This window comes from Stenotrophomonas sp. PFBMAA-4 (genome assembly GCF_030053215.1).
In the GTDB taxonomy this organism is placed as follows: domain Bacteria; phylum Pseudomonadota; class Gammaproteobacteria; order Xanthomonadales; family Xanthomonadaceae; genus Stenotrophomonas.
This window is the reverse complement of the sequence record NZ_JASGBW010000011.1, coordinates 41,499-63,175: the sequence shown is the minus strand read 5'-3', so window position 1 is coordinate 63,175 and position 21,677 is coordinate 41,499. Positions and strand designations below refer to the sequence as shown.

Annotated in this window: 17 protein-coding genes; 9 read left to right on the top strand and 8 right to left on the bottom strand. The window is 66.5% G+C overall.

From position 1 onward, the window contains the following. Nucleotides 1–57: 57 nt before the first annotated feature. From recF to dnaA, 3 genes are all read right to left on the bottom strand, one after another. Nucleotides 58–1,152 carry a DNA replication/repair protein RecF gene (gene recF / locus QMZ26_RS09190; protein ID WP_079224449.1) on the bottom strand — a complete coding sequence of 365 codons (1,095 nt, stop codon included), beginning with the start codon at nt 1,150–1,152 and terminating at the stop codon, nt 58–60. Between the two features lie 886 nt (nt 1,153–2,038). Then, on the bottom strand, nt 2,039–3,139 hold the full coding sequence (gene dnaN / locus QMZ26_RS09185; protein ID WP_005411731.1) for a DNA polymerase III subunit beta: 1,101 nt from the start codon (nt 3,137–3,139) through the stop codon (nt 2,039–2,041). Nucleotides 3,140–3,414: 275 nt separating this feature from the next. Next, nucleotides 3,415–4,746, bottom strand: coding sequence for a chromosomal replication initiator protein DnaA (dnaA, locus tag QMZ26_RS09180; protein ID WP_079224448.1), 1,332 nt, complete (start codon nt 4,744–4,746; stop codon nt 3,415–3,417). A 254-nt stretch (nt 4,747–5,000) separates the two neighbouring features. Between dnaA and rpmH the strand changes: the two genes are divergently transcribed. The 7 genes from rpmH to QMZ26_RS09145 all read left to right on the top strand — a co-directional run bounded on the left by rpmH (nt 5,001) and on the right by QMZ26_RS09145 (nt 13,875). Further along, nucleotides 5,001–5,141 carry a 50S ribosomal protein L34 gene (rpmH, locus tag QMZ26_RS09175; RefSeq protein WP_005411729.1) on the top strand — a complete coding sequence of 47 codons (141 nt, stop codon included), beginning with the start codon at nt 5,001–5,003 and terminating at the stop codon, nt 5,139–5,141. A 5-nt stretch (nt 5,142–5,146) separates the two neighbouring features. Then, a complete protein-coding gene (rnpA, locus tag QMZ26_RS09170; protein ID WP_079224447.1) occupies nt 5,147–5,641 on the top strand; it encodes a ribonuclease P protein component in 495 nt (164 codons plus the stop codon). Beyond that, on the top strand, nt 5,641–7,356 hold the full coding sequence (gene yidC / locus QMZ26_RS09165) for a membrane protein insertase YidC (RefSeq protein ID WP_283221261.1): 1,716 nt from the start codon (nt 5,641–5,643) through the stop codon (nt 7,354–7,356). Before rnpA ends, yidC begins: the two co-directional genes overlap by 1 nt. Nucleotides 7,357–7,514: 158 nt before the next feature. After that, nucleotides 7,515–10,187, top strand: a complete 2,673-nt coding sequence (locus tag QMZ26_RS09160) for a polysaccharide deacetylase family protein (RefSeq protein ID WP_283221292.1) — start codon at nt 7,515–7,517, stop codon at nt 10,185–10,187. A 3-nt stretch (nt 10,188–10,190) separates the two neighbouring features. Beyond that, nucleotides 10,191–11,540 carry a tRNA uridine-5-carboxymethylaminomethyl(34) synthesis GTPase MnmE gene (mnmE, locus tag QMZ26_RS09155; protein ID WP_283221260.1) on the top strand — a complete coding sequence of 450 codons (1,350 nt, stop codon included), beginning with the start codon at nt 10,191–10,193 and terminating at the stop codon, nt 11,538–11,540. 140 nt (nt 11,541–11,680) lie between these two features. After that, a complete protein-coding gene (locus QMZ26_RS09150; RefSeq protein WP_283221259.1) occupies nt 11,681–12,796 on the top strand; it encodes a glycerophosphodiester phosphodiesterase in 1,116 nt (371 codons plus the stop codon). Nucleotides 12,797–12,906: 110 nt separating this feature from the next. Next, nucleotides 12,907–13,875, top strand: coding sequence for a hypothetical protein (locus QMZ26_RS09145; RefSeq protein ID WP_283221258.1), 969 nt, complete (start codon nt 12,907–12,909; stop codon nt 13,873–13,875). Here the strand turns inward: QMZ26_RS09145 and QMZ26_RS09140 are convergent. Both QMZ26_RS09140 and QMZ26_RS09135 read right to left on the bottom strand, forming a co-directional pair. Further along, nucleotides 13,872–14,651, bottom strand: a complete 780-nt coding sequence (locus QMZ26_RS09140) for a rhomboid family intramembrane serine protease (protein WP_079224441.1) — start codon at nt 14,649–14,651, stop codon at nt 13,872–13,874. The genes QMZ26_RS09145 and QMZ26_RS09140 overlap by 4 nt on opposite strands. A 107-nt stretch (nt 14,652–14,758) precedes the next feature. Then, nucleotides 14,759–15,721, bottom strand: a complete 963-nt coding sequence (locus QMZ26_RS09135) for a TerC family protein (RefSeq protein ID WP_283221257.1) — start codon at nt 15,719–15,721, stop codon at nt 14,759–14,761. Between the two features lie 304 nt (nt 15,722–16,025). Between QMZ26_RS09135 and QMZ26_RS09130 the strand changes: the two genes are divergently transcribed. Both QMZ26_RS09130 and QMZ26_RS09125 read left to right on the top strand, forming a co-directional pair. Beyond that, a complete protein-coding gene (locus QMZ26_RS09130) occupies nt 16,026–17,195 on the top strand; it encodes a class I SAM-dependent rRNA methyltransferase (protein WP_079224439.1) in 1,170 nt (389 codons plus the stop codon). 127 nt (nt 17,196–17,322) lie between these two features. Further along, nucleotides 17,323–18,564: a dipeptidase gene (locus QMZ26_RS09125; RefSeq protein ID WP_283221256.1), complete on the top strand. Its 1,242-nt coding sequence runs from the start codon at nt 17,323–17,325 to the stop codon at nt 18,562–18,564. Nucleotides 18,565–18,612: 48 nt separating this feature from the next. Here QMZ26_RS09125 and QMZ26_RS09120 read toward each other — a convergent pair whose 3' ends face one another. The 3 genes from QMZ26_RS09120 to leuE all read right to left on the bottom strand — a co-directional run bounded on the left by QMZ26_RS09120 (nt 18,613) and on the right by leuE (nt 21,673). Then, nucleotides 18,613–20,040, bottom strand: a complete 1,428-nt coding sequence (locus QMZ26_RS09120) for an amino acid permease (RefSeq protein ID WP_200734404.1) — start codon at nt 20,038–20,040, stop codon at nt 18,613–18,615. Nucleotides 20,041–20,208: 168 nt separating this feature from the next. After that, the gene (locus QMZ26_RS09115) at nt 20,209–20,913 is read right to left on the bottom strand and encodes a suppressor of fused domain protein (RefSeq protein WP_283221255.1); all 705 of its coding nucleotides are present in this window, start codon (nt 20,911–20,913) and stop codon (nt 20,209–20,211) included. 130 nt (nt 20,914–21,043) lie between these two features. Further along, nucleotides 21,044–21,673 carry a leucine efflux protein LeuE gene (gene leuE, locus QMZ26_RS09110; protein ID WP_312737886.1) on the bottom strand — a complete coding sequence of 210 codons (630 nt, stop codon included), beginning with the start codon at nt 21,671–21,673 and terminating at the stop codon, nt 21,044–21,046. Nucleotides 21,674–21,677 lie beyond the last annotated feature (4 nt).

Below are 21,677 nucleotides of genomic sequence, written 5' to 3'. Positions count from 1 at the left end.
AAGAAGGGGTGCAACCTGAATTATACCAGCCGGGCCTTGCCAGCCCTGATGTAGCCACTATGGCACAGCCACGATCCGTGCATGTTCCACGTGGAACCGGGTGATGTCTGCGATATCCACCAGCGCCGCCGGGGTCTCGGTGGCGGTAACGAAGATCTGCGCCGGACCGGCCAGCAATCGCTCCAGCACACGTGCCTGGTGGGTGCGGTCCAGTTCCGATGCCAGATCGTCCAGCGCGATGACCGGCCATTGCCCCCGCTGCTCGGCGTAGTCCTCGGCCTGGGCCAGAAGGCAGGCGAGGGCGGTGAGCTTGGCCTGGCCGCGCGAAAGCGCATCCCGGCCGGGAATGCTGTGGAAATCCACGCTCCAGTCCGCCCGATGCGGGCCCACCGAGGTGTAGCCCGCCTGGCGGTCGCGCTCACGGGCCAGCAGCAGGGCATCGGCCAGCGGAAGTTCGTGCCGGCGCCAGCCCGGACTGAGATCCAGGCCCTGGATGCCCAGTTGCGGTGCCAGCGCGGACGCCAGGGCGATCGCCCGCTCCTGCAGGCGCTCCAGGTAATGCTGGCGTCGGCTGGTCAGCGGTTCACCCGCCTCCGCCAGCTCGTGGTCCCACGTATCCAGCATGCGCGACGGTCCGCCCTGTTTCAGGAGGGCATTGCGCTGCTTGAGTGCGCGGGAGTACCGGCGCCACAGCGAAAGGAAGTCTGGTTCCACGTGGAACAGGCCCCAATCGAGGAAGCGACGGCGCGGTTCGCCACCACCGCTGACCAGCGCATGGCTGCCAGGCTCGAAGGTCACCACGGCCAGGGCCGCGCAGAGGTTGCCAAGCTGGGCAACGTCCTCACCATCCAACCGCCCCTTCCAGTCCTGCCCACTATGGCGAAGACCTGCCTTTCGGCGGTGCGGCGGGTGATCGGCGCGCTGTTCGTCCCATTCCACGAAGATTTCCAGCGCGTCCTGGCCCTGGCGGACCAGGCCATCACGAACGCGCCCGCGGAAGCTGCGCCCATACGCCATCAGGTGCAGGGCCTCGAGCACGCTGGTCTTCCCCGCACCGTTATCGCCCGTCAGCAGGTTCAAGCCCGGCTGGGGTGACAGTTCCACGGCACTGAAGCGGCGCAGTTGGTTCAAGGCGAGGCGGCGGATCAGCATGGGACGCGGGGGACCATCCGCACGGGGCGGTAGCAGGGCAGGGAATCCATCAGCTTACTGCATCGGTCAAGACCGCCGCTGCGGGCAAGGCAGGGCCGGCAGGGCGGACCGCGGCGGACATCACCAGGCCGTTCCACGTGGAGAATCCCGGCGCAGGTCCGTCCGAGGGCGGCGCCAGAGACCGTGAATTTCTTGAAATCTGCAGCACCGGGCACGGTCCTGGCCCCCAGAAATCAGCGAATTTTCAGCGATTCGCACCGTGGTCTACCCAGTCCTGCCTGCGCATCGATGACGCCCGCCATGAATTGCTTGAAATCTACAGGGCAGGGCACCGCAGAGTTCCACAGATTTCAAAGAATTCAGACCTCGCGTTCCACGCTATCCACAGCGGGTCTGTATGACTTATACACAAGGTATGGGCAATCTGTGGATAAAAAAGCCACTTTCAACCGCTGGGAAAACTATCCACAGCTTCCCCCCCAGCCCCAAGGGCCCATATACAGGGGGTTTCAGGTGCATAAATTTCATTGAAATCAAACAGATAGCCCTTTTTTCCACGAAATCTGGCCCTACCATCACCACCATGCTTTAGATTTATACCCAGATTTAAAAGCTAGGGCAGCACGCAGCGGGCAGAAATCCGGGCTGTGGACAGTAGCGTCAGCAGAAGGCGGATCGGCTTGCTGAAACCATCCCTGGTATCCGTTGAACCCGGGCGAGGGCAGATATCGCAACTCGCACTGATCGACCTCGCACCAAAGAGAACCGCTGGATCGAAGTGCAAAGCGCCGCGAAAGACCGGATACGCATCGATGCTCCACGTGGAACAAAAAAAAACGCCCGGAGCAACCGGGCGTTTTCCTGTTTCACGTGGAACAGCGCATTGTCAGAGACGCAGCGGCATCACCACGTGGCGCGACTTCTCGCTGCTGGATTCACGCACCAGCGCCGACGAGTTTGAATCACGCAGCTGGATGATGACTTCCTCGTCGCGCAGGGCGGACAGGGCATCCAGCAGGTAGTTCACGTTGAAGCCGATGGCCAGATCGCTGACGGTGGTGTCGGCTTCGATCTCTTCCTGGGCCTCTTCCTGTTCCGGGTTGTGCGCGCTGATCTTCAGGTTGCCCGGCGAGACTTCCACGCGGATACCGCGGTACTTCTCGTTCGACAGGATCGCGGCACGCTGCAGCGAAGCACGCAGCGCTTCACGGTCGACCTTCACTTCGCGATCGGCACCGATCGGGATCACGGCTTCGTAATCCGGGAAGCGGCCATCGATCAGCTTCGAGGTGAAGGTGACATCGTCGCGCTTGACGCGGACGTGGCTGCGGCCGACTTCCAGCTCGATCTCACGATCGCCGCTTTCCAGCAGGCGCTGCAGTTCGGTCACGCCCTTGCGCGGCACGATGATCTGGCGCTTGGAACCGCTGGGCTTGGCCAGGTCGGTTTCACACAGGGCCAGGCGGTGACCGTCGGTGGCCACGGTACGCAGGGCATCACCGCGCAGGTCGAACAGCAGACCGTTGAGGTAGTAGCGCACGTCCTGCTGGGCCATCGCGAACGCGGTGCGTTCGATCAGTTCCTTCAGGGTCGCTTCGCCGATCGCCACGCGCTCCGTGGCCTCCACTTCGTCAACCGACGGGAAGTCGTTGGACGGCAGGGTTGCCAGGGTGAAACGGCTGCGGCCGGCCTGCACGGTGATCTTGTCACCGGTCTGCGAGACGGTGATCCGGCTGCCGTCAGGCAGGGCGCGGATGATCTCGAACAGCTTGCGGGCGGGAATGGTGGTTTCGCCGTCCTGGGCATCTTCAACCGCGATCCGCGACACCATCTCCACTTCCAGGTCGGTACCGGTCAGCGACAGCTGGCCGTTCTGCACCTGGACCAGGAAATTGGCCAGAACCGGAAGGGTCTGGCGGCGTTCGACCACGTTGACGACCTGTGCCAACGGCTTGAGAAAGGCTTCGCGCTGCAGTGTGAAACGCATGTGGTTCCGTGCCCCTATGCTTTAAAAAATGTGGAATAAATCAAAAGCTTGGTGGTGCTGGTAGAGACAGAATCGCTGGAAAACAACGCTAAGTCTTTGTAATGAAAAGAGTTTTCAGCCTCGAAACCCTCTGCATTACCGCCCCCCAGGGGGTGGGGAAAGCTGTGGATAAATTCGACGCGATTTCAGACGCCATTCTTATCCACAACTCATCCCGCGCTTGCTACCGGATTCTGCACCGTTTTGTGCGATGACGCCTCATCAGCGTCCGTGCATCATTCGCTCAGCTTCCGGATCAGCTTGTCCCAGTCCTCGCGGAGCTTGCCGTCGGTCTCCATCAGGGTGCGGATCTGGCGGCAGGCGTGCAGCACCGTGGTGTGATCGCGACCGGCAAACGCGTCGCCGATCTCGGGCAGGCTGTGCTCGGTCAGTTCCTTGGTCAGGGCCATGGCGACCTGGCGCGGGCGGGCCAGCGAACGGGTCCGGCGCTTGGACAGCAGATCCTTGATCTGCAGGCCGTAGTAGTCGGCAACGGTTTTCTGGATGTTGGGAATGCTGATCGCCTGCTGCTGGGCGCGCAGCAGGTCGCGCAGGGTTTCCTGGGCGAATTCGGTGGTGATCGCGCGGCCGGTGAAATTGGCGCGGGCGGTCAGGGTATTGAGCGCGCCTTCGAGGTCGCGCACGTTGGAGCGCATCTTCTTGGCGATCAGGAACGCAACATCATCGGGAATCTCGGCACCGCGTTCGCGGGCCTTGGCCAGCACGATCGCGGCGCGGGTCTCGAAGTCCGGCGGTTCGATCGCGACCGACAGGCCCCAGGCAAGCCGCGACTTCAGGCGCGCTTCCAGGCCTTCGACTTCGCGCGGGTACCGGTCGCAGGTCAGGATGATCTGCTGCTTGCCGTCGAACAGCGCGTTGAAGGTGTGGAAGAACTCTTCCTGGGTGCGGTCCTTGCCGGCGAAGAACTGGATGTCATCGATCAGCAGCGCGTCCACCTGCTGGAACTGGCGCTTGAACTGATCCATGGTCTTTTCCTGCAGGGCCCGGATCATCGCGCTGAAGAACTGTTCCGAACGCAGGTACAGCACCTTCGCACCGGGGTTGGCCTGGCGCATGGCATTGCCGGCGGCGAACATCAGGTGGGTCTTGCCCAGGCCGGTGCCCCCGTACAGCAGCAGCGGGTTGTGCGCGCGGTCGCCCGGCTTCTGCGCCGCCTGGAAGGCAGCGGCCAGGCCGAGCTGGTTGCTGCGGCCTTCGACGAAGTTGGCGAAGGTGTAGTGGTTGTCCAGGTTGCCGGCGAACGGCACCTGCGGTTCGGCCACCACCGCCGTCGACGCGCTCGAAACCGGCGCGTTCTGCGCCTCCGAGGGCCGCGGGCGCGAGCCGATTTCAAGGAAAACGTCGCTGAAACCCGCGAAGTGCGTCAGCAGCTCGCGGATCCGGGCCAGGTACAGCTCGCGCACCTGGTCGACGATGAAGGCGTTCGGGGCATACAGCACCAGGCTGTCCGCGCGCAGATCGGCCTGCAGCGGCTTCAACCAGGTGTGAACATCTTCCGGCGGGAACTCCGCTTCGAGGCGTTCGAGACTTCGGGACCAGGCATCCATCGGCAATAATCGTCCGGTGGCCTGTGGACAGGCGCGACAACGCGCCCAAACACAGGCCTGAAAGGGGGAAATGGATGGCTCAGACTACCACCGAGCGCCCGGCTTCGGAATGCTTGTCCCCTACTTATTCACAAAAACATCCACAGCTATTGCACAGGCCGATGAATTCGCGTAGTCACAAGGGGTTGACGCGGGGGGGGATACCTCTCTAGAATTTCCGGTTCTTTCCCGTCCCATTCATACGAGAGGCCCACATGGCCACCAAGCGCACCTACCAGCCCAGCAACCTCAAGCGTAAGCGCGACCACGGCTTCCGTGCCCGTATGAAGACCGCTGACGGCCGCAAGATCCTGTCGCGTCGCCGCGCCAAGGGCCGCAAAGTCCTGAGCGCCTGATTGCCATGCCGCACATCGCGGCAGACGCAATCCCTTCGACAGTGAATACTGCAGACCCGCGCAAGCGATTCCCTCGCTCTGCGCGGGTTCGCACGCGTGCCGAATATTCAACGGTCTTCAACGGCGCCCGCCGTGTGTCCGATCCGCTGATGACCCTGCACTGGCTGCCGGCTGACCGGCCGGCCAGGCTGGGTCTGGCGGTTTCCCGCAAGGTTGATCCGCACGCCGTCGGGCGTAACCGGATCAAGCGCGTCCTGCGCGATATCCTGCGTCAGACACGAACCGACATCCAGCCAGGCGACTTCGTCGTCGTGGCTCGCAGTGCTGCGCGTTCTGCCAGCAATGACGATATCCGTCAGGCGTTCCTGCGCCTGCTGCGGCGCCTGCGTGCATTGCCCGCGCCCGCCGTGGACGGCACAATGCCGCCGCCAGATGGCACTGCATCTCCCTCTTTGACCGAGCCGGCATCGCGTCCCGGCACCGCCGAGCCTGCCCGCTGATGAACCAGACCCGCGTATTCCTTATTTTTGCCTGGCTGATGGTGGCCGTGCTGCTGTGGATGGAGTGGAGCCGTGAAAAGGCTGCACCGACCCCGGCACCGACCACGACGTCGGTCCAGGCCGCCGCACAGAGCGTTCCAGGGGCGGTCCCGGGCAGCATCCCCAGCGCGCAGGTCCCCGGTGCCCCGGGCCAGGCCGCGGTGCAGGCCCAGGCCAGCGCCACCCCGGCTGCCCAGCGCGTGACCGTCACCACCGACGTGCTGCGCCTGGTGCTGGACGGCGGCCGCGTGCTCGACGCCGAGCTGCTGCAGTTCCCGCAGTCCAAGGACGAAGGCAGCCCGCCGGTCCGCCTGCTGACCGAAGACCCCGCGCATCCGTACAGCGCGATCAGCGGCTGGGCCAGCGAAGACAAGAACACCCCGGTGCCGGGCGCCGATGGCTTCAAGCTGGTCGGTGACGTCCGCGATTTCGTCCTGGCCGATGGCCAGAAGGAACTGCAGATCCCGTTCGTGTGGACCGCCGACAACGGCGTGACCATCAAGCGCACCCTGACCGTGTCGCGCAACGAGTACGCCGTGCGCTTCAAGGACGAGGTCAGCAACACCGGCACCACCCCGTGGAACGGCTACGTCTACCGCACCCTGGACCGTACCCCGACCATCCTGTCGCGGAACATGACCAACCCGGACTCGTTCAGCTTCAACGGTGCCACCTGGTACGACAACGACAAGAAGTACCAGCGTCGTGCGTTCAAGGATTACCTGGACGATGGCGCGCTGAACCAGAACATCACCGGCGGCTGGCTGGCGATGCTGCAGCACCACTTCTTCACCGCCTGGATCCCGCAGAAGGACCAGACCGCGCACTACGTGCTGTCGCAGGTGGCCGGTCGTGACCTGATCGAAGCGCGTGGCCCGGCCTTCACCGTGGCCCCGGGCCAGTCCACCAGCACCGAAGCCCGCCTGTGGGTCGGCCCGAAGCTGGTCAACCAGATCGCCAAGGAAGACGTGCCGGGCCTGGACCGCGTGGTCGACTACAGCCGCTTCTCGATGATGGCGGTGATCGGCCAGGGCCTGTTCTGGGTGCTGAACCAGGTGCACAAGCTGGTCGGCAACTGGGGCTGGGCGATCGTCGGCCTGGTGGTGCTGCTGAAGCTGGTGCTCTACCCGCTGTCGGCCGTGCAGTACAAGAGCGGTGCGAAGATGCGTCGCTTCCAGCCGCGCATCGCGCAGCTGAAGGAACGCTATGGCGATGACCGCCAGAAGTTCCAGACCGCGATGATGGAGCTGTACAAGAAGGAAAAGATCAATCCGATGGGCGGCTGCCTGCCGATCCTCATCCAGATGCCGATCTTCTTCGCCCTGTACTGGGTGCTGGTCGAGTCGGTCGAACTGCGCCAGGCGCCTTGGCTGGGCTGGATCCAGGACCTGACCGCCCGCGACCCGTACTTCATCCTGCCGGTCATCAACGTGGCGGTGATGTGGGCCACGCAGAAGCTGACCCCGGCACCGGGCATGGACCCGATGCAGCAGAAGATGATGCAGTTCATGCCGATCGTCTTCGGCTTCATGATGGCCTTCATGCCGTCCGGCCTGGTCCTGTACTGGGTGGTCAACGGCGGCCTGGGCCTGCTGCAGCAGTGGTGGATGACCAAGCGCCACGGCGGCGAGCCGCTGCCGGCAACCACCGCACCGGCCCCGGTCAAAAAGAAATAACCCGGGTAGAGTCGACCGTTGGTCGACTGGCTTTGGAACAGTCGACCAACGGTCGACTCTACCGACGCTGACCCCCGCAGAAGCCCGCCGCAAGGCGGGCTTTTCGCATGCGGGGGTAGAATCGCCCGCACACCGTGTCCCCATCCTCCGAGTCCACCATGCCGCGTGCGTCGTCGTTCCGCCTGTTCCTGCCCTCGCTGCTGTTGACCCTGGTCGTTGCCGGCTGTGGCGACAAGGAGGGCAAGGCGCCCGCCGCCGCCGTCACCCAGCCCAGCGCGCAGGCCGCCGCCGCCGCCGACCCGGCCGCCGCGCCGCTGCTGGCCGCGCTGCAGAAGCAGCTGGACGGCTACCGCCGCATCATCGTGCTGCTGGCCGACGAGGAACAGCAGTCGGCTACCGACCGCGGCACGTCCACGCGCGTCGGGCAGCAGCTGTTCCACGATGGCCTGGAACAGCGCACGGCCATTGCCGCGCAGTTCGATGGCCTGCTGCGCAGTGGCAGCCCGCAGCGCTTTGCCACCCTCGGTACGGTGCTGGACTACATCGAATCAGCCCCCGAACTGTTCGATGCCGATCGCCTGGCCTTCCGCGAAGTGCTGCGTGACCTGCACGAACGCGTCGGCGCCGACTCCTCGCTGCCGGCGGTGAAGCTGCACCAGCGCATCGGCGAGGACCTGGACGCGCTGGACGAGATCGAGCGCAACTACAACCAGGAACTGACCCGCATCTTCAGCCGTTTCGAGCGCACCCGCGCCATCGAGCTGAAGCGCGAGAAGTGGGAGGACTACATCGCCCACCTGCACAAGGATTACAGCCGCGAGGCGATCCTGCGCGACTACGGGGTGATCGAGCCGTACCCGATGTCGATGAAGGACAGCGACCGCGAGATCTTCGGCCGCGACCTGCCGCCAAAGACCGTGGTGCTGACCTTCGATGATGGCCCGCACAAGGCCTACACCGATGAAGTGGTCGCCATCCTCAAGCGCTACGACGTGCCGGGCGTCTTCTTCGAAGTCGGCCGCAACCTGGGCAAGGTCGAGGCCGACGGCAAGGTCAGCCTGGGCCCGATGGCGAAGATCAGCCGCAACCTGATGGAAGAGGGCTACGCGGTGGGCAACCACAGCCTGACCCACGCCCAGCTCTCGCGCACCACCGGCGATGCGCTGCGCCAGCAGGTGCTCGATACCGACACCCTGCTGAAGGACGTCGACAGCAAGCGTGCGCCGCTGTTCCGCTTCCCGTATGGCGCGCGCAACGCCGAAGGCCTGCAGCTGCTCAACGAAGCCGGCCTGAAGTCGATCATGTGGAACATCGATTCGATGGACTGGGCCGACCCGGTGCCGGAATCCATCGTGCAGCGCGTGCTCGGCCAGGTGAACAAGGAGCAGCGCGGCATCATCCTGTTCCACGACATCCACGACCGCGCGGTGAAGGCGCTGCCGCAGATCCTGGATCGGCTGATTGCCGATGGTTACCAGTTCGCCGGCTGGAACGGCCGCGACTTCACCGTCGCCCGCGCGCGCGAGGGCGCGGCCAGCGATGCCACCGTTACTACCGGCTACGAGAAGTCGTGGGCGATCGTGGTCGGCATCGACAGCTACGCCAAGTGGCCGAAGCTGGAATATGCCAGCCACGATGCGCAGGCGGTGGCCGATACCCTGACCGGGCAGTTCGGCTTCCCGTCCTCGCAGGTGATCGTGCTGAAGAACGAGCAGGCCACCCGCAACAACATCCTGGCCGCCTTCCACGACCGCCTGGCCGACGACCGCACCGGCAGGAACGACCGCGTGTTCGTGTTCTTCGCCGGCCATGGTGCCACCCGCCAGCTCGCCTCCGGGCGTGACCTCGGCTACATCATCCCGGTCGATTCGGACCCGAAGGAATTCGCCACCGACGCCATCGCGATGACCGACATCCAGAACATCGCCGAGAGCATGCAGGCCAAGCACGTGATGTTCGTGATGGATGCCTGCTACAGCGGCCTGGGCCTGACCCGTGGCGGCCCATCGTCGTCGTCGTTCCTGCGCGAGAACGCCCGCCGCAGCGCGCGGCAGATGCTGACCGCCGGCGGTGCCGACCAGCAGGTCGCCGATGCCGGCCCGAACGGCCATTCGGTGTTCACCTGGGTGCTGCTGCAGGCGCTGGCCGGCAAGGGTGACCTCAACGGCGACGGCCTGATCACCGGTACCGAGCTGGCCGCCTACGTGGCGCCGGCCGTCTCGGCGGTCTCGCACCAGACCCCGGCGTTCGGCAGCCTGCCCGGCTCGCAGGGCGGCGAGTTCGTGTTCCAGGTGCCCGACAGCCAGGAATACCTCAACGCCGACACGCGCCAGCTGACCCCGGATGCCATCGCACTGAACAACAAGGTCGATGCCGCCCAGGATGCCAAGGGCAGCCAGGCACCGGTGACCGTGGCCGACCTGCAGGGGGGCAAGGCCAGGCTGGTGGTGCCTACCGCCGGCCCCGCCTCGGACCGCCAGCGCGCGCAGCAGGCCAACGACCGCGGCCTGCAGCTGTACCGCGAGAAGCAGTACGACGAGGCCGCCGCGCAGTTTGCCGAAGCGCTGAAACTGCGTCCTGATTTCGCCCAGGCGGCCAACAACCTCGGCTTCGTCTACTACCGCCAGCAGCGCTACGCCGAAGCCGCGCGCTGGCTGGAAAACACCCTGAAGATCGACCCGTCGCGCGCGGTGGCCCACCTCAACCTGGGCGATGCCTACTTCAACGCCGGCGACAAGGCCAAGGCGAAGCAGGCCTACACCACCTACCTGGCCCTGCAACCGCAGGGCAGCGGCGCCGCGCAGGCACGCGCGCAGCTGGAGAAACTCTGAGCCATGAATGACGTGACCCGCACCGACACCATCGTGGCGATCGCCAGTGCCCCCGGCGCCGGCGGTGTCGGCCTGCTGCGCCTGTCCGGCCCGCGCGCTGCGGTGATTGCCCGCGCGCTGGGCGCACCCACGCTGCGCCCGCGCCACGCGCACTACGCACGCCTGCGCGACGCCGACGGCGAGGTGATCGACGATGGCATCGTGCTGTGGTTCCCCGCGCCGAACAGCTTCACCGGCGAAGAGGTGGTGGAACTGCAGGGCCACGGCAGCCCCGTGCTGCTGCAGCAGCTGGTCGCGCGCTGCATCGCGCTCGGTGCACGCCAGGCGCGGCCGGGTGAGTTCAGCGAGCGCGCGTTCCTCAACGGCAAGCTCGACCTGGCCCAGGCCGAGGCCATCGCCGACCTGATCGCTGCGGGCGACAACCGCGCCGCGCGCGCGGCACGTCGCTCGCTGGATGGCGTGTTCTCGCGCCGCATCGAGGCGGTGGTCGAACAGCTGGTGCTGCTGCGCATCCACGTGGAAGCCGCCATCGACTTTGCCGACGAACCGCTGGACACCCTGGGCGGCGCGCAGGTGCGGCGTGGGCTGGAACAGGCGCGCGCTGATCTTGCCCTCCTGCGTCGTGATGCCGAGCGCGGCCGACGCCTTCGCGATGGCCTCCATGCAGTGCTGATCGGCCCGCCGAACGCCGGCAAGAGCTCGCTGCTGAACGCTCTGGCCGGCAGCGAGCGCGCCATCGTCACCGACATTGCCGGCACCACCCGCGATACGCTGCGCGAGACCATCCGCCTGGATGGCCTGGAGCTGACCCTGGTCGACACCGCCGGCCTGCGCGACGGTGGCGACGCCATCGAACGCGAAGGCATGCGCCGCGCCCATGTGGAAATCGAGCGCACCGACCTCGCACTGATCGTGCTGGATGCACGCGACCCCGCCGCCGGTGAAGCCGCGCTGGGCGAGGCCGTGGCCGCCGTGCCGCACAAGGTCTACATCCACAACAAGTCGGACCTGCTGGCGGCATTGCCGGCGCTGGATGACCCGGACCGCGTGTTCGTTTCGGCCGCCACCGGTGCCGGCCTGGAAGACCTGCACGCGCGCCTGCGTTCGATTGCCTCGGCCGGAGCAGGCGAGCAGGTGGACGGCGAGTTCTCCGCGCGTACCCGCCATGTGGATGCGATCGAACGCGCGCAGGAACATGCGCAGCGCGCCGATGGCGAGCTGGTGCACGAGCACCTGGAACTGGCTGCCGAGGAACTGCGGCTGGCGCATGACGCGCTGGGCGAGATCACCGGGCAGATGAGTGCTGATGACCTGCTGGGCAGGATCTTCTCCAGTTTCTGCATCGGCAAGTAGCTGTAGAGCCGAGCCCACGCTCGGCTGCGAAGGGCCGGGGTCGGAGCCCCTGCGGGGATCCAACCCCATGCCCGACACCGCCGGTTGTAACATTCCCGCCGCATACTGCCCCCCATCACATACCGCTTGGGGAAGTCGCAGTGAAGTCGTGGGGTTGTGCGTTGCTGTTGTCGCTGGCCGTGGCACCATCGGTGGCCATGAGTGCTGAAACTTCCACCCCGGCCACTGCCAAGGCCTCGGTCTACGGCCACCGTGGCGCCAGCGCGCTGCTGCCTGAGCACACGCTGGCGGCCTACGCGCAGGCCATCTCCGATGGCGCCGACTACATCGAGCCGGACCTGGTGATGACCAAGGACGGCGTGCTGGTGGCCCGCCACGAGAACGAGATCGGTGGCACCACCGACGTCGCCGAGCACAAGGAATTCGCCAAGCGGAAGACCACCAAGGTCATCGATGGCGAGAAGGTCGAAGGCTGGTTCACCGAAGACTTCACCCTGGCCGAGCTGAAGACCCTCTACACCCGCGAGCGCCTGCCGGAACTGCGCAGCACCGCCTTCGACGGCCAGTTCCGCATCACCACCCTGGACGAAATCCTGGCGTTCCTTGTCCAGCAGGCCGGTCGTGCCAACCGCGGCATCGGCCTGGTGCCGGAAATCAAGCACCCGACCTACTTCCAGTCCATCGGCCTGCCGATGGAAGACAAGGTGCTGGCCGCGCTGCGCGGCAATGCCTATACCGCCGTCGCACCAGTGACGATCCAGTCGTTCGAGACCGCCAACCTGCGCTACCTGCGCGGCAAGATCGGCCGTGGCAGCAACATCCGCCTGCTGCAGCTGCTGTGGAAGGGCGATGCCCGCCCGGCCGATGTCGCCAAGGCCGGTGGCACGCTCACCTATGCGCAGATGATGACCCCGGCCGGGCTGAAGGACATCGCCAGCTACGCCGATGGCATCGGCCCGGAGCTGCGTTCGATCATCCCGCTTGAGGCCAACGGTGCGCTGGGCACGCCGACGGCGCTGGTGCGTGATGCACATGCGGCCGGCCTGATGGTGATCCCGTACACCTTCCGCCCGGAAAACCATTTCCAGGCCAGCAACCTGCGCAAGGGTGCCGACAGCGCGCGCAACCCGGAAGGCTCGATCGCCGAGATGCGTGCCTACCTGGCCACCGGCATCGATGCGTTCTTCACCGATGACCCGGCGCTGGGCCGGCAGGCGGTCGATGGCATGGGCGCGGCGGGCAACGCCGCGAACTGATCCGTCAACGCCGCCGGGCACGGCCCGGCCGCTACCTGTGTGGATGCAGCGCCGATCGCGGGCATACTGGGCGCAGGCTGCGAGGGAGCCGACCAGGGAAGGGAGGCCGGATGCTGCTGTTGCATCGCTATCGTCAAACGCCGCAGGGTGACCTGCAGATACGTTCCTACAATGTGCTGCAGGCAGGCCTCTGCCTGTTCGTTGGCACGGCGGGACCTGTACTGGTGGGGCTGCTGCTTGTTGCGGCCGGTCCTCGCCTGGCCCGGCTGGGCGGGCAGGACCTGCTCCCGTTGGCCGTGGTCGGGCTGCTGGTCGTCGTGCTGTCGGTGACCCTGCTGGTGTACGGCGAGATGCGCGAGACCCTGCTTCTCTCGCGTGGTCGAGGCATCGGCCGGTCCAGTACCACCTACCTGCTTGGCCTGCGCGAGCGGTCACGGACCTTCCCGCTGGCCGCGCCGCTGCGCATGGAACTGCGCCGCATCCGGCACCGGTATTACCCCAGCACCACCTTGTGGCTGATCCTGGAAGACGGCAGTGCGCACGCGTTGACCCCCGTCACGGTGCCGATGGCGCTGGGCAGCCGGCGCACCACCCAGTGGATGCAGACGCTGGCGTCCTACCTGGAGCTTCCCGTGCCTGACCAGGTGCTCGACATTGCGCCGTCCCCGGACACGGTGGCCGCGACCCCACCGCCGACGGCCAGGCCGCGGCCGATGACGCGAAAGCAGAGAAAGCGTGCCGAACGCGAGGCACGCCTGCATGGCGTGCCTGCCGGGCGTCGGCCGGATCGCCGGCCGCAGGGGGAGCGATTGCCCGTAATGATCCGCGTGACGTTCGCCTCGCTGGGTGCCTTCCTGCTGATGTTCGGTGGCTCAGCGCTGCTGTCGGTGCTGCGCAGCCTGGGAAGCGGGCGGTACGTCTCCTGGTCCCCGCGCAGTGGCGGGGTCGTCTACACCTGGGCCGAACAGCCCTTCATGTTCGCCCTGATCGTGACCTTCATCCTGTTCGCGGCGCCGGTGATGCTGTTCTTTGCCGTGCATTTCCTGCGCTCGTCGCTCACGGGCAGGATGCCGCGCTAGGAGGTGCGGTCGCGCGGCTCGTCCGGCCGGCGGAAGGGGACCACCACGTAATCGTGCCCCTCGCGCGGCTGCCACAGCACCGGCACGCGACGCGGCGAGGGCGGCTCGAGTTCGTCGTCGGCCAGCGCCTCGACCTCGTCTTCCTCGTCCTCCCAGCTGTAGTGCTGGCGCGGCGTCATCGGGTCGGCATTGCGGAACAGCAGCGCAGCGATGATGCCGGCGAAGGCGCCGCCCATGTGCGACTGCCAGGACACGCCATCGGCATGCGGCAGGATGGTCATCAGCATGCCGCCGTAGAACAGCATGCCGATCAGGCCGGTAGCGATTGCCGCGCGGTCGCGGCGCAGCAGGCCCAGGCTGGCCAGCAGGAACATCAGGCCGTGGGTCACGCCGCTGGCGCCCAGGTGCACGCTGCCGGGGTTGCCCAGCATCCACGCGCCGATGCCCGAACCCAGCCACAGCAGGGGCAGGGCACGCACGGTGGCTTTCGGGTACACGCTGCCGGCCAGGGTGCCGAGGATCAGGATCGCAAAGCCATTGGCGGCGATGTGCTCGACCGAGGCGTGCAGCATCGGCCCGCCGATCAGCCCCAGCAGGCCCTTGGCCTCCAGCGGTGCCACCGCCCACGGCCGCCAGTCGAAGCTGCCCTGCAGGGCGAACACGGCCACCAGCACCAGCACGGCGGCCAGGCTGACATTGAACGCCCGCAGGATGCGCATGCGGTCGTTGCGGGGGGCCGGCACGTCACCGGCGGGCAGGGGCGTGTTGTTGTCCATACCTCAGCAATGGCGGTGGCCGGCGCGAAACCAAGGCCAGCGCAACGGGAGAGTGGAAGCGGCCGACGGGACAATCCCGCCGGCCGCGTGCCGCAGGCCGGTCAGGCTCAGGCCTGGCCGGCGTCTTCCTTCGGCGGGTACTTCAGGCTGAGCACCACGGTGGCGGCGATGATCGCTGCGACCACGCCCAGCGACACCGGGGTCGGGATCTTGAACAGGTCGATGATCATCATCTTGATGCCGATGAAGCCCAGCACCAGCGCCAGGCCGTACGGCAGCAGGTGGAAGCGGTCGGCCATGCCGGCCAGCAGGAAGAACATCGCACGCAGGCCCAGCACCGCGAACACGTTGGAGGTGAGCACGATGAACGGGTCGGTGGTGATGGCGAAGATCGCCGGGATGCTGTCCACCGCGAAGATCACGTCGGTCACCGCGATCAGGATCAGCACCGCGAACAGCGGGGTGAACCAGCGCACGCCGTCGCGCTTCACGCTGAGCGCATTGCCTTCATAGCCGGGCAGCAGGCGCAGGTGCTTGCGCATCCAGCGCAGGGCCGGGTTGGTCTCCAGGTCCGGCTCCTGGCCGGCGGCGAACCACATCTTCCAGCCGGTGAACAGCAGGAAGGCGCCGAACACGTAGAGCAGCCAATGGAACTGGCTGATCAGCACGCTTCCAGCGAAGATCATGATCGTACGCAGCACGATCGCACCCAGGATGCCGATGATCAGCACCTTCTGGCGCTGCTCCTCCGGCACCGCGAAGTAGCTCATGATCATCAGGAAGACAAAGATGTTGTCCACCGCCAGGGCCTTCTCGACCAGGTAGCCGGTCAGGAACTCCAGGCCGACCTTGTTGGCCACCACCTGGCCGGCGGTCTCGCTGAGGTAATACCAGAGGCCTGCGTTGAACAGCAGGGCCAGCGCGACCCAGCCGATGGACCACCACAGGGCCTCCTTGAAGGTGACCTTGTGCGGTCCGCCGTGGCGCATCAACACCAGGTCGACGAGCAGGGCGATGATGACCACCGCCACGAAGCCGCCCCACATCCACACATTACCGATCGTCTGCATTGGGAATATCCGTTGGAAAGATGAATGCCAAGCCGGACGGCGAGGATCTGCAACGGAGGATCGGGAGGGGGATCCAGGGACAGAGCTTCGCCAGTACGGCGAAGGTCTCGCTCGCAACCCCACGCGGGTGGGATTGCCGTTGCACCGGAGCCTGCGGGCTCGAATTGACGGCGACAACGTCTGGGAGCTACTCCCCTTCTGGGGCCGATTCTGCGGCCTGGCCGGGCCGCCGTCAAATGGGCGGCGGGCGGGGGTCAGAGCCCCTGCGGGGATCTGACCCCGGCGGCCGGTTTACAATAGGCCGATGAATACCCCCCTTCCCGTTGTCCGCCTCAAGAACGCGTGGCGCTCCAGCCACCCGTGGATCTTCCAGAAACTGGTCGAGAAGCCGACCGTCCGGCCCAAGCCCGGTTCCATCGTCGACGTGGTCGGCATCGATGGCGAGTTCATCGGCCGTGGCTTCTACAACGGGCACTCGCGCATCGCCGTGCGCATCCTTGAAACCGACCCGAACGTGCCGGTCGATGCCGGCTGGTTCTCGCGCAAGATCGCCCAGGCGGTCGAACTGCGCCGCGGCGTGCTGAAGCTCGATGCGGTGTCCGACGCCTGGCGCGTGGTGCACAGCGAAGGCGACGGCCTGTCCGGCCTGGTGGTGGACCGTTACAACGACCTGGTGGTGGTCGAATTCTTCGCCGCCGGCATGTTCCGCCACCGCGAGTGGATCTACGACGCCCTGCGCGAACAGTTCCCGGGCTGCCGCTTCCACAGCTTCGCCGACGAACACGTGCAGAAGCAGGAAAGCTTCGACTTCCACGGCAACACCACCACCGAAGCGTCGGTGATCACCGAGCATGGCATCAAGTTCCGCGCCGACCCGGCCGGTGCGCACAAGACCGGCTTCTTCGCCGACCAGCGCGAGAACCGCGAGTGGCTTAGCCAGCAGGTGGAAGGCAAGAGCGTGCTCGACCTGTGCTGCAACACCGGCGGTTTCGCCGTGTACGCAGCCGCGCGCGGCGCTTCGGAAGTGGTCGGCATCGACATCGATGAAGACGTCATCCAGATCGCCAAGGGCAATTCGCGCCTGAACAACGTGCGCCCGAAGTTCATCCAGTCCGACATCTTCCCGTGGCTGCGCGATGCCGCCAACCGCGGCGAGCAGTACGACGTGGTGATCCTGGACCCGGCGAAGATGACCCGCGACCGCGACCAGGTCATCACCGCGCTGAAGAAGTATCTGGACATGAACAAGCTGGCGCTGGGCGTGGTCAAGCCGGGCGGCCTGTTCGCCACGTTCTCCTGCACCGGCCTGGTGGCCGAGGACCAGTTCTTGGACATGCTGCGCCGCGCGGCCTATTTCTCCGGCCGCACGATCCAGATCCTGAAGGTGGCCGGCGCCGGTCCGGACCATCCGTTCATGGCCCACGTGCAGGAATCGCGTTACCTGAAGGCGGTGTTCTGCCGCGTGGTTGATTGACCGCGTGACGCTGTAGAGCCGAGCCCACGCTCGGCTGATCTGCCTGGCAGCCGAGCATGGGCTCGGCTCTACAAAACGGCGGGCCGCAGCGCTATGGTCGGGCTCTTCCCTTTGCCGGTGAGAGCCCATGCCATCGCTGCGTCGCCTGTCCCTGTTGCTCGCCCTGGCGCTGTGTGCGCCGCTGTCCGCCCATGCCATCGAGTTCAGCGCGCAGGAGCTGGCCCGCGCCAAGACCCTGCAGCAGCGCCTGCTGACCCTGGACAGCCATCTGGATACGCCGGCCAACTTCGGCCGCGCTGGCTTCGACATCGAACAGCGGCACGACCACAACGCGCTTTCGCAGGTGGATTACCCGCGCATGGTCGAGGGCGCGCTGGATGGGGGCTTCTGGGCGATCTACACCGACCAGGGGGATCGCACTGCAGCGGCCCACCTGGCCGAGCGCGACCACGGTCTGCAGCGCCTGCTGGAGATCCGGCAGATGCTGGCGGCCAACCCCGATCGCTTCGCGCTGGCGCTGACCGCCGATGATGCCGCGCGCATCAAGGCCGCTGGCAAGCGCGTGGTCTACATCAGCATGGAAAACGCCAGCCCGCTGGTGGAAGATCCCAGCCTGCTCTCGTTCTACCACCGCGCCGGCCTGCGCCTGCTCAGCACCGTGCACTTCGCCAACAACGAGTTCGCCGATTCGGCCACCGACCCCAAGGGCGCGGAGTGGAAGGGCCTGAGCCCGGCGGGCAAGGACCTGGTGCGCGCGGCGGTGAAGCTGGGCATCGTCATCGACCAGTCGCACGCCTCCGATGCGGTGTTCGATGACCTGCTGGCGATGATGCCGGTGCCGTTCGTGCTGTCGCACAGCTCGGCCAAGGCGGTCTACAACCACCCGCGCAACCTCGACGATGCACGCCTGCGCCAGCTGGCCAAGGCCGGCGGTGTGATCCAGGTGAATGCCTATGGCGGTTACCTGATCGACACTGCCAAAACGCCCGAACGCAAGCAGGCCGAAGAAGCGCTGAGCAAGCAGCTGGGCGGCTGGGAAGGCATGGGCATCGAGCAGGGCGTGGCCCTGCAGCAGGCCGAGCAGGCGCTGGATCACGAACACCCGGTGCGCCATGCCAGCCTGGACGACTTCTTCGCCCACTTCGAACACATCCTCAACGTGGTCGGCCCCGAACACGTGGGCATCGGCCTGGACTGGGATGGTGGCGGTGGCCTGAGCGACCTGCCCGACGTCAGCCAGTTGCCGAAGATCACCGCGTGGCTGCTGCGCAAGGGCTACACCGAGCAGCAGATCGCCGCCATCTGGGGCGGCAACCTGCTGCGGGTGATGCGGCAGGCGCAGGACTACGCCGCAAAGCAGGGCGGGTGAAACGCCCTGCGGGGTGCCGGCCAGCGGCCGGCACTACCGGTGATCCGGTTATTTCGCGATCAACGCATTGCGGCGGCTGTACAGGAAGTACAGCACCAGGCCGACCACGTTCCAGATCAGGAAGTACAGCTGGGTGGTGTGCGGCAGGCTGATGAACAGGTAGATGCAGCCCAGCGCGGCCAGCGGCCCGACCACGAAGGCCAGCGGCGTGCGGAAGCTGCGCTCGCGGTTCGGTTCGCGCACGCGCAGCACCACCAGGCAGATGCCCACCGCGGTGAACGCGGCCAGGGTACCGGCGTTGGCCAGGGCGGCGATTTCGTCCAGGCGGGCCACGCCGGCCAGTGCCGACACCACCACGGCGGTGAACAGCGTGGTCGCCACCGGCGTGCCGGTGCGTGCGTTGACCTTGGACAGGCCACGCGGCAGCAGGCCATCGCGGCTCATCACGAAGAAGATGCGGCTCTGCCCGTACAGGAAGGCCAGCAGCACGGTGGGCAGGGCGATGATCGCGACCACGCCGATGAACATCGCCGCCTTCGGGCTGCCGAGCTCGCGCATGATCAGCGCCAGCGGCTCGGCGCTGTGGCCGAACACCGCGTAGCTCATCGCGCCCACGGCGGCCAGCGCCACCAGCACGTAGACGATGGTGCAGCCGATCATCGAACCGATGATGCCGATGGACAGGTCACGCGCCGGGTTCTTGGTTTCCTCGGCGGCGGTGGAGATCGCGTCGAAGCCGTAGAAGGCGAAGAAGATGATCGCCGCCGCGGCCATCACGCCACGCTCGACGCCATCGGGGCCGAGCGACTTGGCAAAGCCATACGGCATGAACGGCTGCAGGTTGGCGGGGTCGAAGGCGGGCAGGGCGACGGCCACGAACACCGCCAGGGCGATCAGCTTGAACACCACCAGGATGGCGTTGAGCGTGGCGCTTTCCTTGGTACCGGCCATCAGCATCAGCGCCACCAGCCAGGTGATGATGATCGCCGGCAGGTTGATGAAGCCACCGGCCACGTGCGGGCCGGCGGCCAGTGCGGCCGGCAGGGTGATATCAATGCCGAACTGGGTGTGGATCCATTCCAGGAAGCCGACGAAGTAGCCGGACCAGCCGACCGCTACCGTACTGACCACCAGCGAGTATTCGAGGATCAGGCTCCAGCCCACCACCCAGGCGAACACCTCGCCCAGCGCACTGTAGCTGTAGGTATAGGCGCTGCCGGCCGCCGGCATCATCGTCGACAGCTCGGCATAGGACAGTGCCGCGCAGGCGCAGACCGCACCGGCGATGGCGAAGGAGATCAGCACCGCCGGGCCGGCCAGGTTGGCGCCGACGCCGATGAGCGTGTAGATGCCGGTGCCGACGATGGCGCCGATGCCCAGGGCGATCAGGTGCGGCCAGCTGAGGGTCGGCACCAGGCGCCGACCGGCTTCATGGACAGTGACGGAATCTAGCGACTTGCGCCGGAGCAGGGACATGCAGGCCTCGGAAGGGGATGACTTGGAACGACAAGTTCCCGAGTGTGACCGAACGCAGCGCAGCATTACCACTGACGAGGGTCATACCCGCCACGGCGCGCGCTGCGCCCCGACCAGGCTGCCGGAATCGGCACAAAACCCGTGTCCTCGATCCCGCCGGTGGGCACGTCAGCCCACGATGCTGCCGCGTGCCGGATCCACGACCGGCGCGGCGCCGACGGCGCTGAGCTGGGCCAGCACCGCTTCAAAGCCGTGCTCGCGGCCGAAAGCGTGCTCGTCCAGCGTCACCGGCAGCAGCTGCAGGAAATCGAAGCGCCCGGAGGGCAGCTGCTGCGGACCCGGGAAGTGCGGGGCGGGAATGAACACCATCGCCTGCAGTGCGCTGTCGGCGCGGTCCACCGGCATGCCCAGCTTCAGCCGGTCCCATGCCGACAGTGGATCGCCTGGCATGCGCCCATGGCACAGCAGCAGCTGGTAGGCGGTGAACCAGCGCACGGTGGTCAATGCCCAGGGCGCCTCGTCCTGCGTTTCCATCAGCAGCTCGACGCCGAAACCGGAATCCCCATCCTCGTGCGGGCCTTCCCACGCATTGGACAGGCCCGAGCTGACGTACACCCAGTGCCGGCGCTCGCCATGCGGCGGGCAGGCGAACACGCCTACGTGCAGCCAGCGCGGATCGATTTCCTCCTGCTGGAACACCCCATGCAGCAGGTCCATGTCCAGCGGAAAGATGCCCGGGCCGGTGTCGCCGAAGTGCTGGCAGTACAGGGTCTCTTCGCGGAATTCCCAGCTGCGTTCGAGCAGGGTGTCGTCATCCATGGTGGTCATCGCCCCGGCGTGTGAGTAGATGGCACCCAAGCTGCGGGTGCTCATCGACCACCTGCGCGAGGCAACGCATGACCGGTAGAGTCGAGCTTGCTCGACTGCCATACCGTGCATCTGTCGAGCAAGCTCGACGCTACGGAAGGAATCCGCCGAGCAAGCTTGACGCTACGCCGCCGGATCATCCGTTCAACCCCAGGCGGATGCCGAAACCGACCAGGAACAGGCCGGCCACGCGGCGCAGGACGGTGCTGATGCGCGGGTGCTGGATCAGGTGGCGACGGGCCAGGTTGCCCGCACCGATCAGCAGCGAGCAGTAGGCCACGCTGACCACGAAGATGATGCCGGCCAGCGCTGCGAACGTGGCGATGCCGTGGTGCGCGGCCGGGTCGATGAACAGCGGCAGGAAGGCCATGTAGAACAGGATCGCCTTCGGGTTGAGCAGGCTGACCAGGATCGCCTGCTGGAAATAGCGGCCGGGCTGCATGCGGATCGGGCCGGCATCGCCGCCCTCGCGCTTCGGCGTGCGCAGCAGGCTGATGCCCACCCACACCAGGTAGGCCGCGCCCAGGTACTGCACCGCGTGGAAGACCAGCGGGTTGGCCTTCAGCAGCGCGGCCACGCCGGCCAGGGCCAGCCACATCAGGATCTGGTCACCGACCAGCAGGCCGGCCAGCGCGGTGTAGCCGCCGCGCACGCCGCCGCGGCCGGTGGCGGTGAGCAGGGTGAAGGTGCCGGGCCCGGGCAGGGCGAGGAACACCAGCACGGCGAGCAGGAACGTCCACAGGTCCTGGATGCCCATCCACGGCATGGCA

Bases quoted from the DNA above. Each gene is read 5' to 3' on its own strand.
- QMZ26_RS09130 (WP_079224439.1), top strand. From the start codon at position 16,026: ATGAATACCCCCCTTCCCGTTGTCCGCCTCAAGAACGCGTGGCGCTCC.
- QMZ26_RS09120 (WP_200734404.1), bottom strand. From the start codon at position 20,040: ATGTCCCTGCTCCGGCGCAAGTCGCTAGATTCCGTCACTGTCCATGAA.
- leuE (WP_312737886.1), bottom strand. From the start codon at position 21,673: ATGCCGTGGATGGGCATCCAGGACCTGTGGACGTTCCTGCTCGCCGTG.
- QMZ26_RS09115 (WP_283221255.1), bottom strand. From the start codon at position 20,913: ATGAGCACCCGCAGCTTGGGTGCCATCTACTCACACGCCGGGGCGATG.
- dnaN (WP_005411731.1), bottom strand. From the start codon at position 3,139: ATGCGTTTCACACTGCAGCGCGAAGCCTTTCTCAAGCCGTTGGCACAG.
- mnmE (WP_283221260.1), top strand. From the start codon at position 10,191: ATGAATGACGTGACCCGCACCGACACCATCGTGGCGATCGCCAGTGCC.
- dnaA (WP_079224448.1), bottom strand. From the start codon at position 4,746: ATGGATGCCTGGTCCCGAAGTCTCGAACGCCTCGAAGCGGAGTTCCCG.
- QMZ26_RS09125 (WP_283221256.1), top strand. From the start codon at position 17,323: ATGCCATCGCTGCGTCGCCTGTCCCTGTTGCTCGCCCTGGCGCTGTGT.
- QMZ26_RS09135 (WP_283221257.1), bottom strand. From the start codon at position 15,721: ATGCAGACGATCGGTAATGTGTGGATGTGGGGCGGCTTCGTGGCGGTG.
- yidC (WP_283221261.1), top strand. From the start codon at position 5,641: ATGAACCAGACCCGCGTATTCCTTATTTTTGCCTGGCTGATGGTGGCC.
- QMZ26_RS09140 (WP_079224441.1), bottom strand. From the start codon at position 14,651: ATGGACAACAACACGCCCCTGCCCGCCGGTGACGTGCCGGCCCCCCGC.
- rpmH (WP_005411729.1), top strand. From the start codon at position 5,001: ATGGCCACCAAGCGCACCTACCAGCCCAGCAACCTCAAGCGTAAGCGC.
- recF (WP_079224449.1), bottom strand. From the start codon at position 1,152: ATGCTGATCCGCCGCCTCGCCTTGAACCAACTGCGCCGCTTCAGTGCC.
- QMZ26_RS09145 (WP_283221258.1), top strand. From the start codon at position 12,907: ATGCTGCTGTTGCATCGCTATCGTCAAACGCCGCAGGGTGACCTGCAG.
- rnpA (WP_079224447.1), top strand. From the start codon at position 5,147: ATGCCGCACATCGCGGCAGACGCAATCCCTTCGACAGTGAATACTGCA.
- QMZ26_RS09160 (WP_283221292.1), top strand. From the start codon at position 7,515: ATGCCGCGTGCGTCGTCGTTCCGCCTGTTCCTGCCCTCGCTGCTGTTG.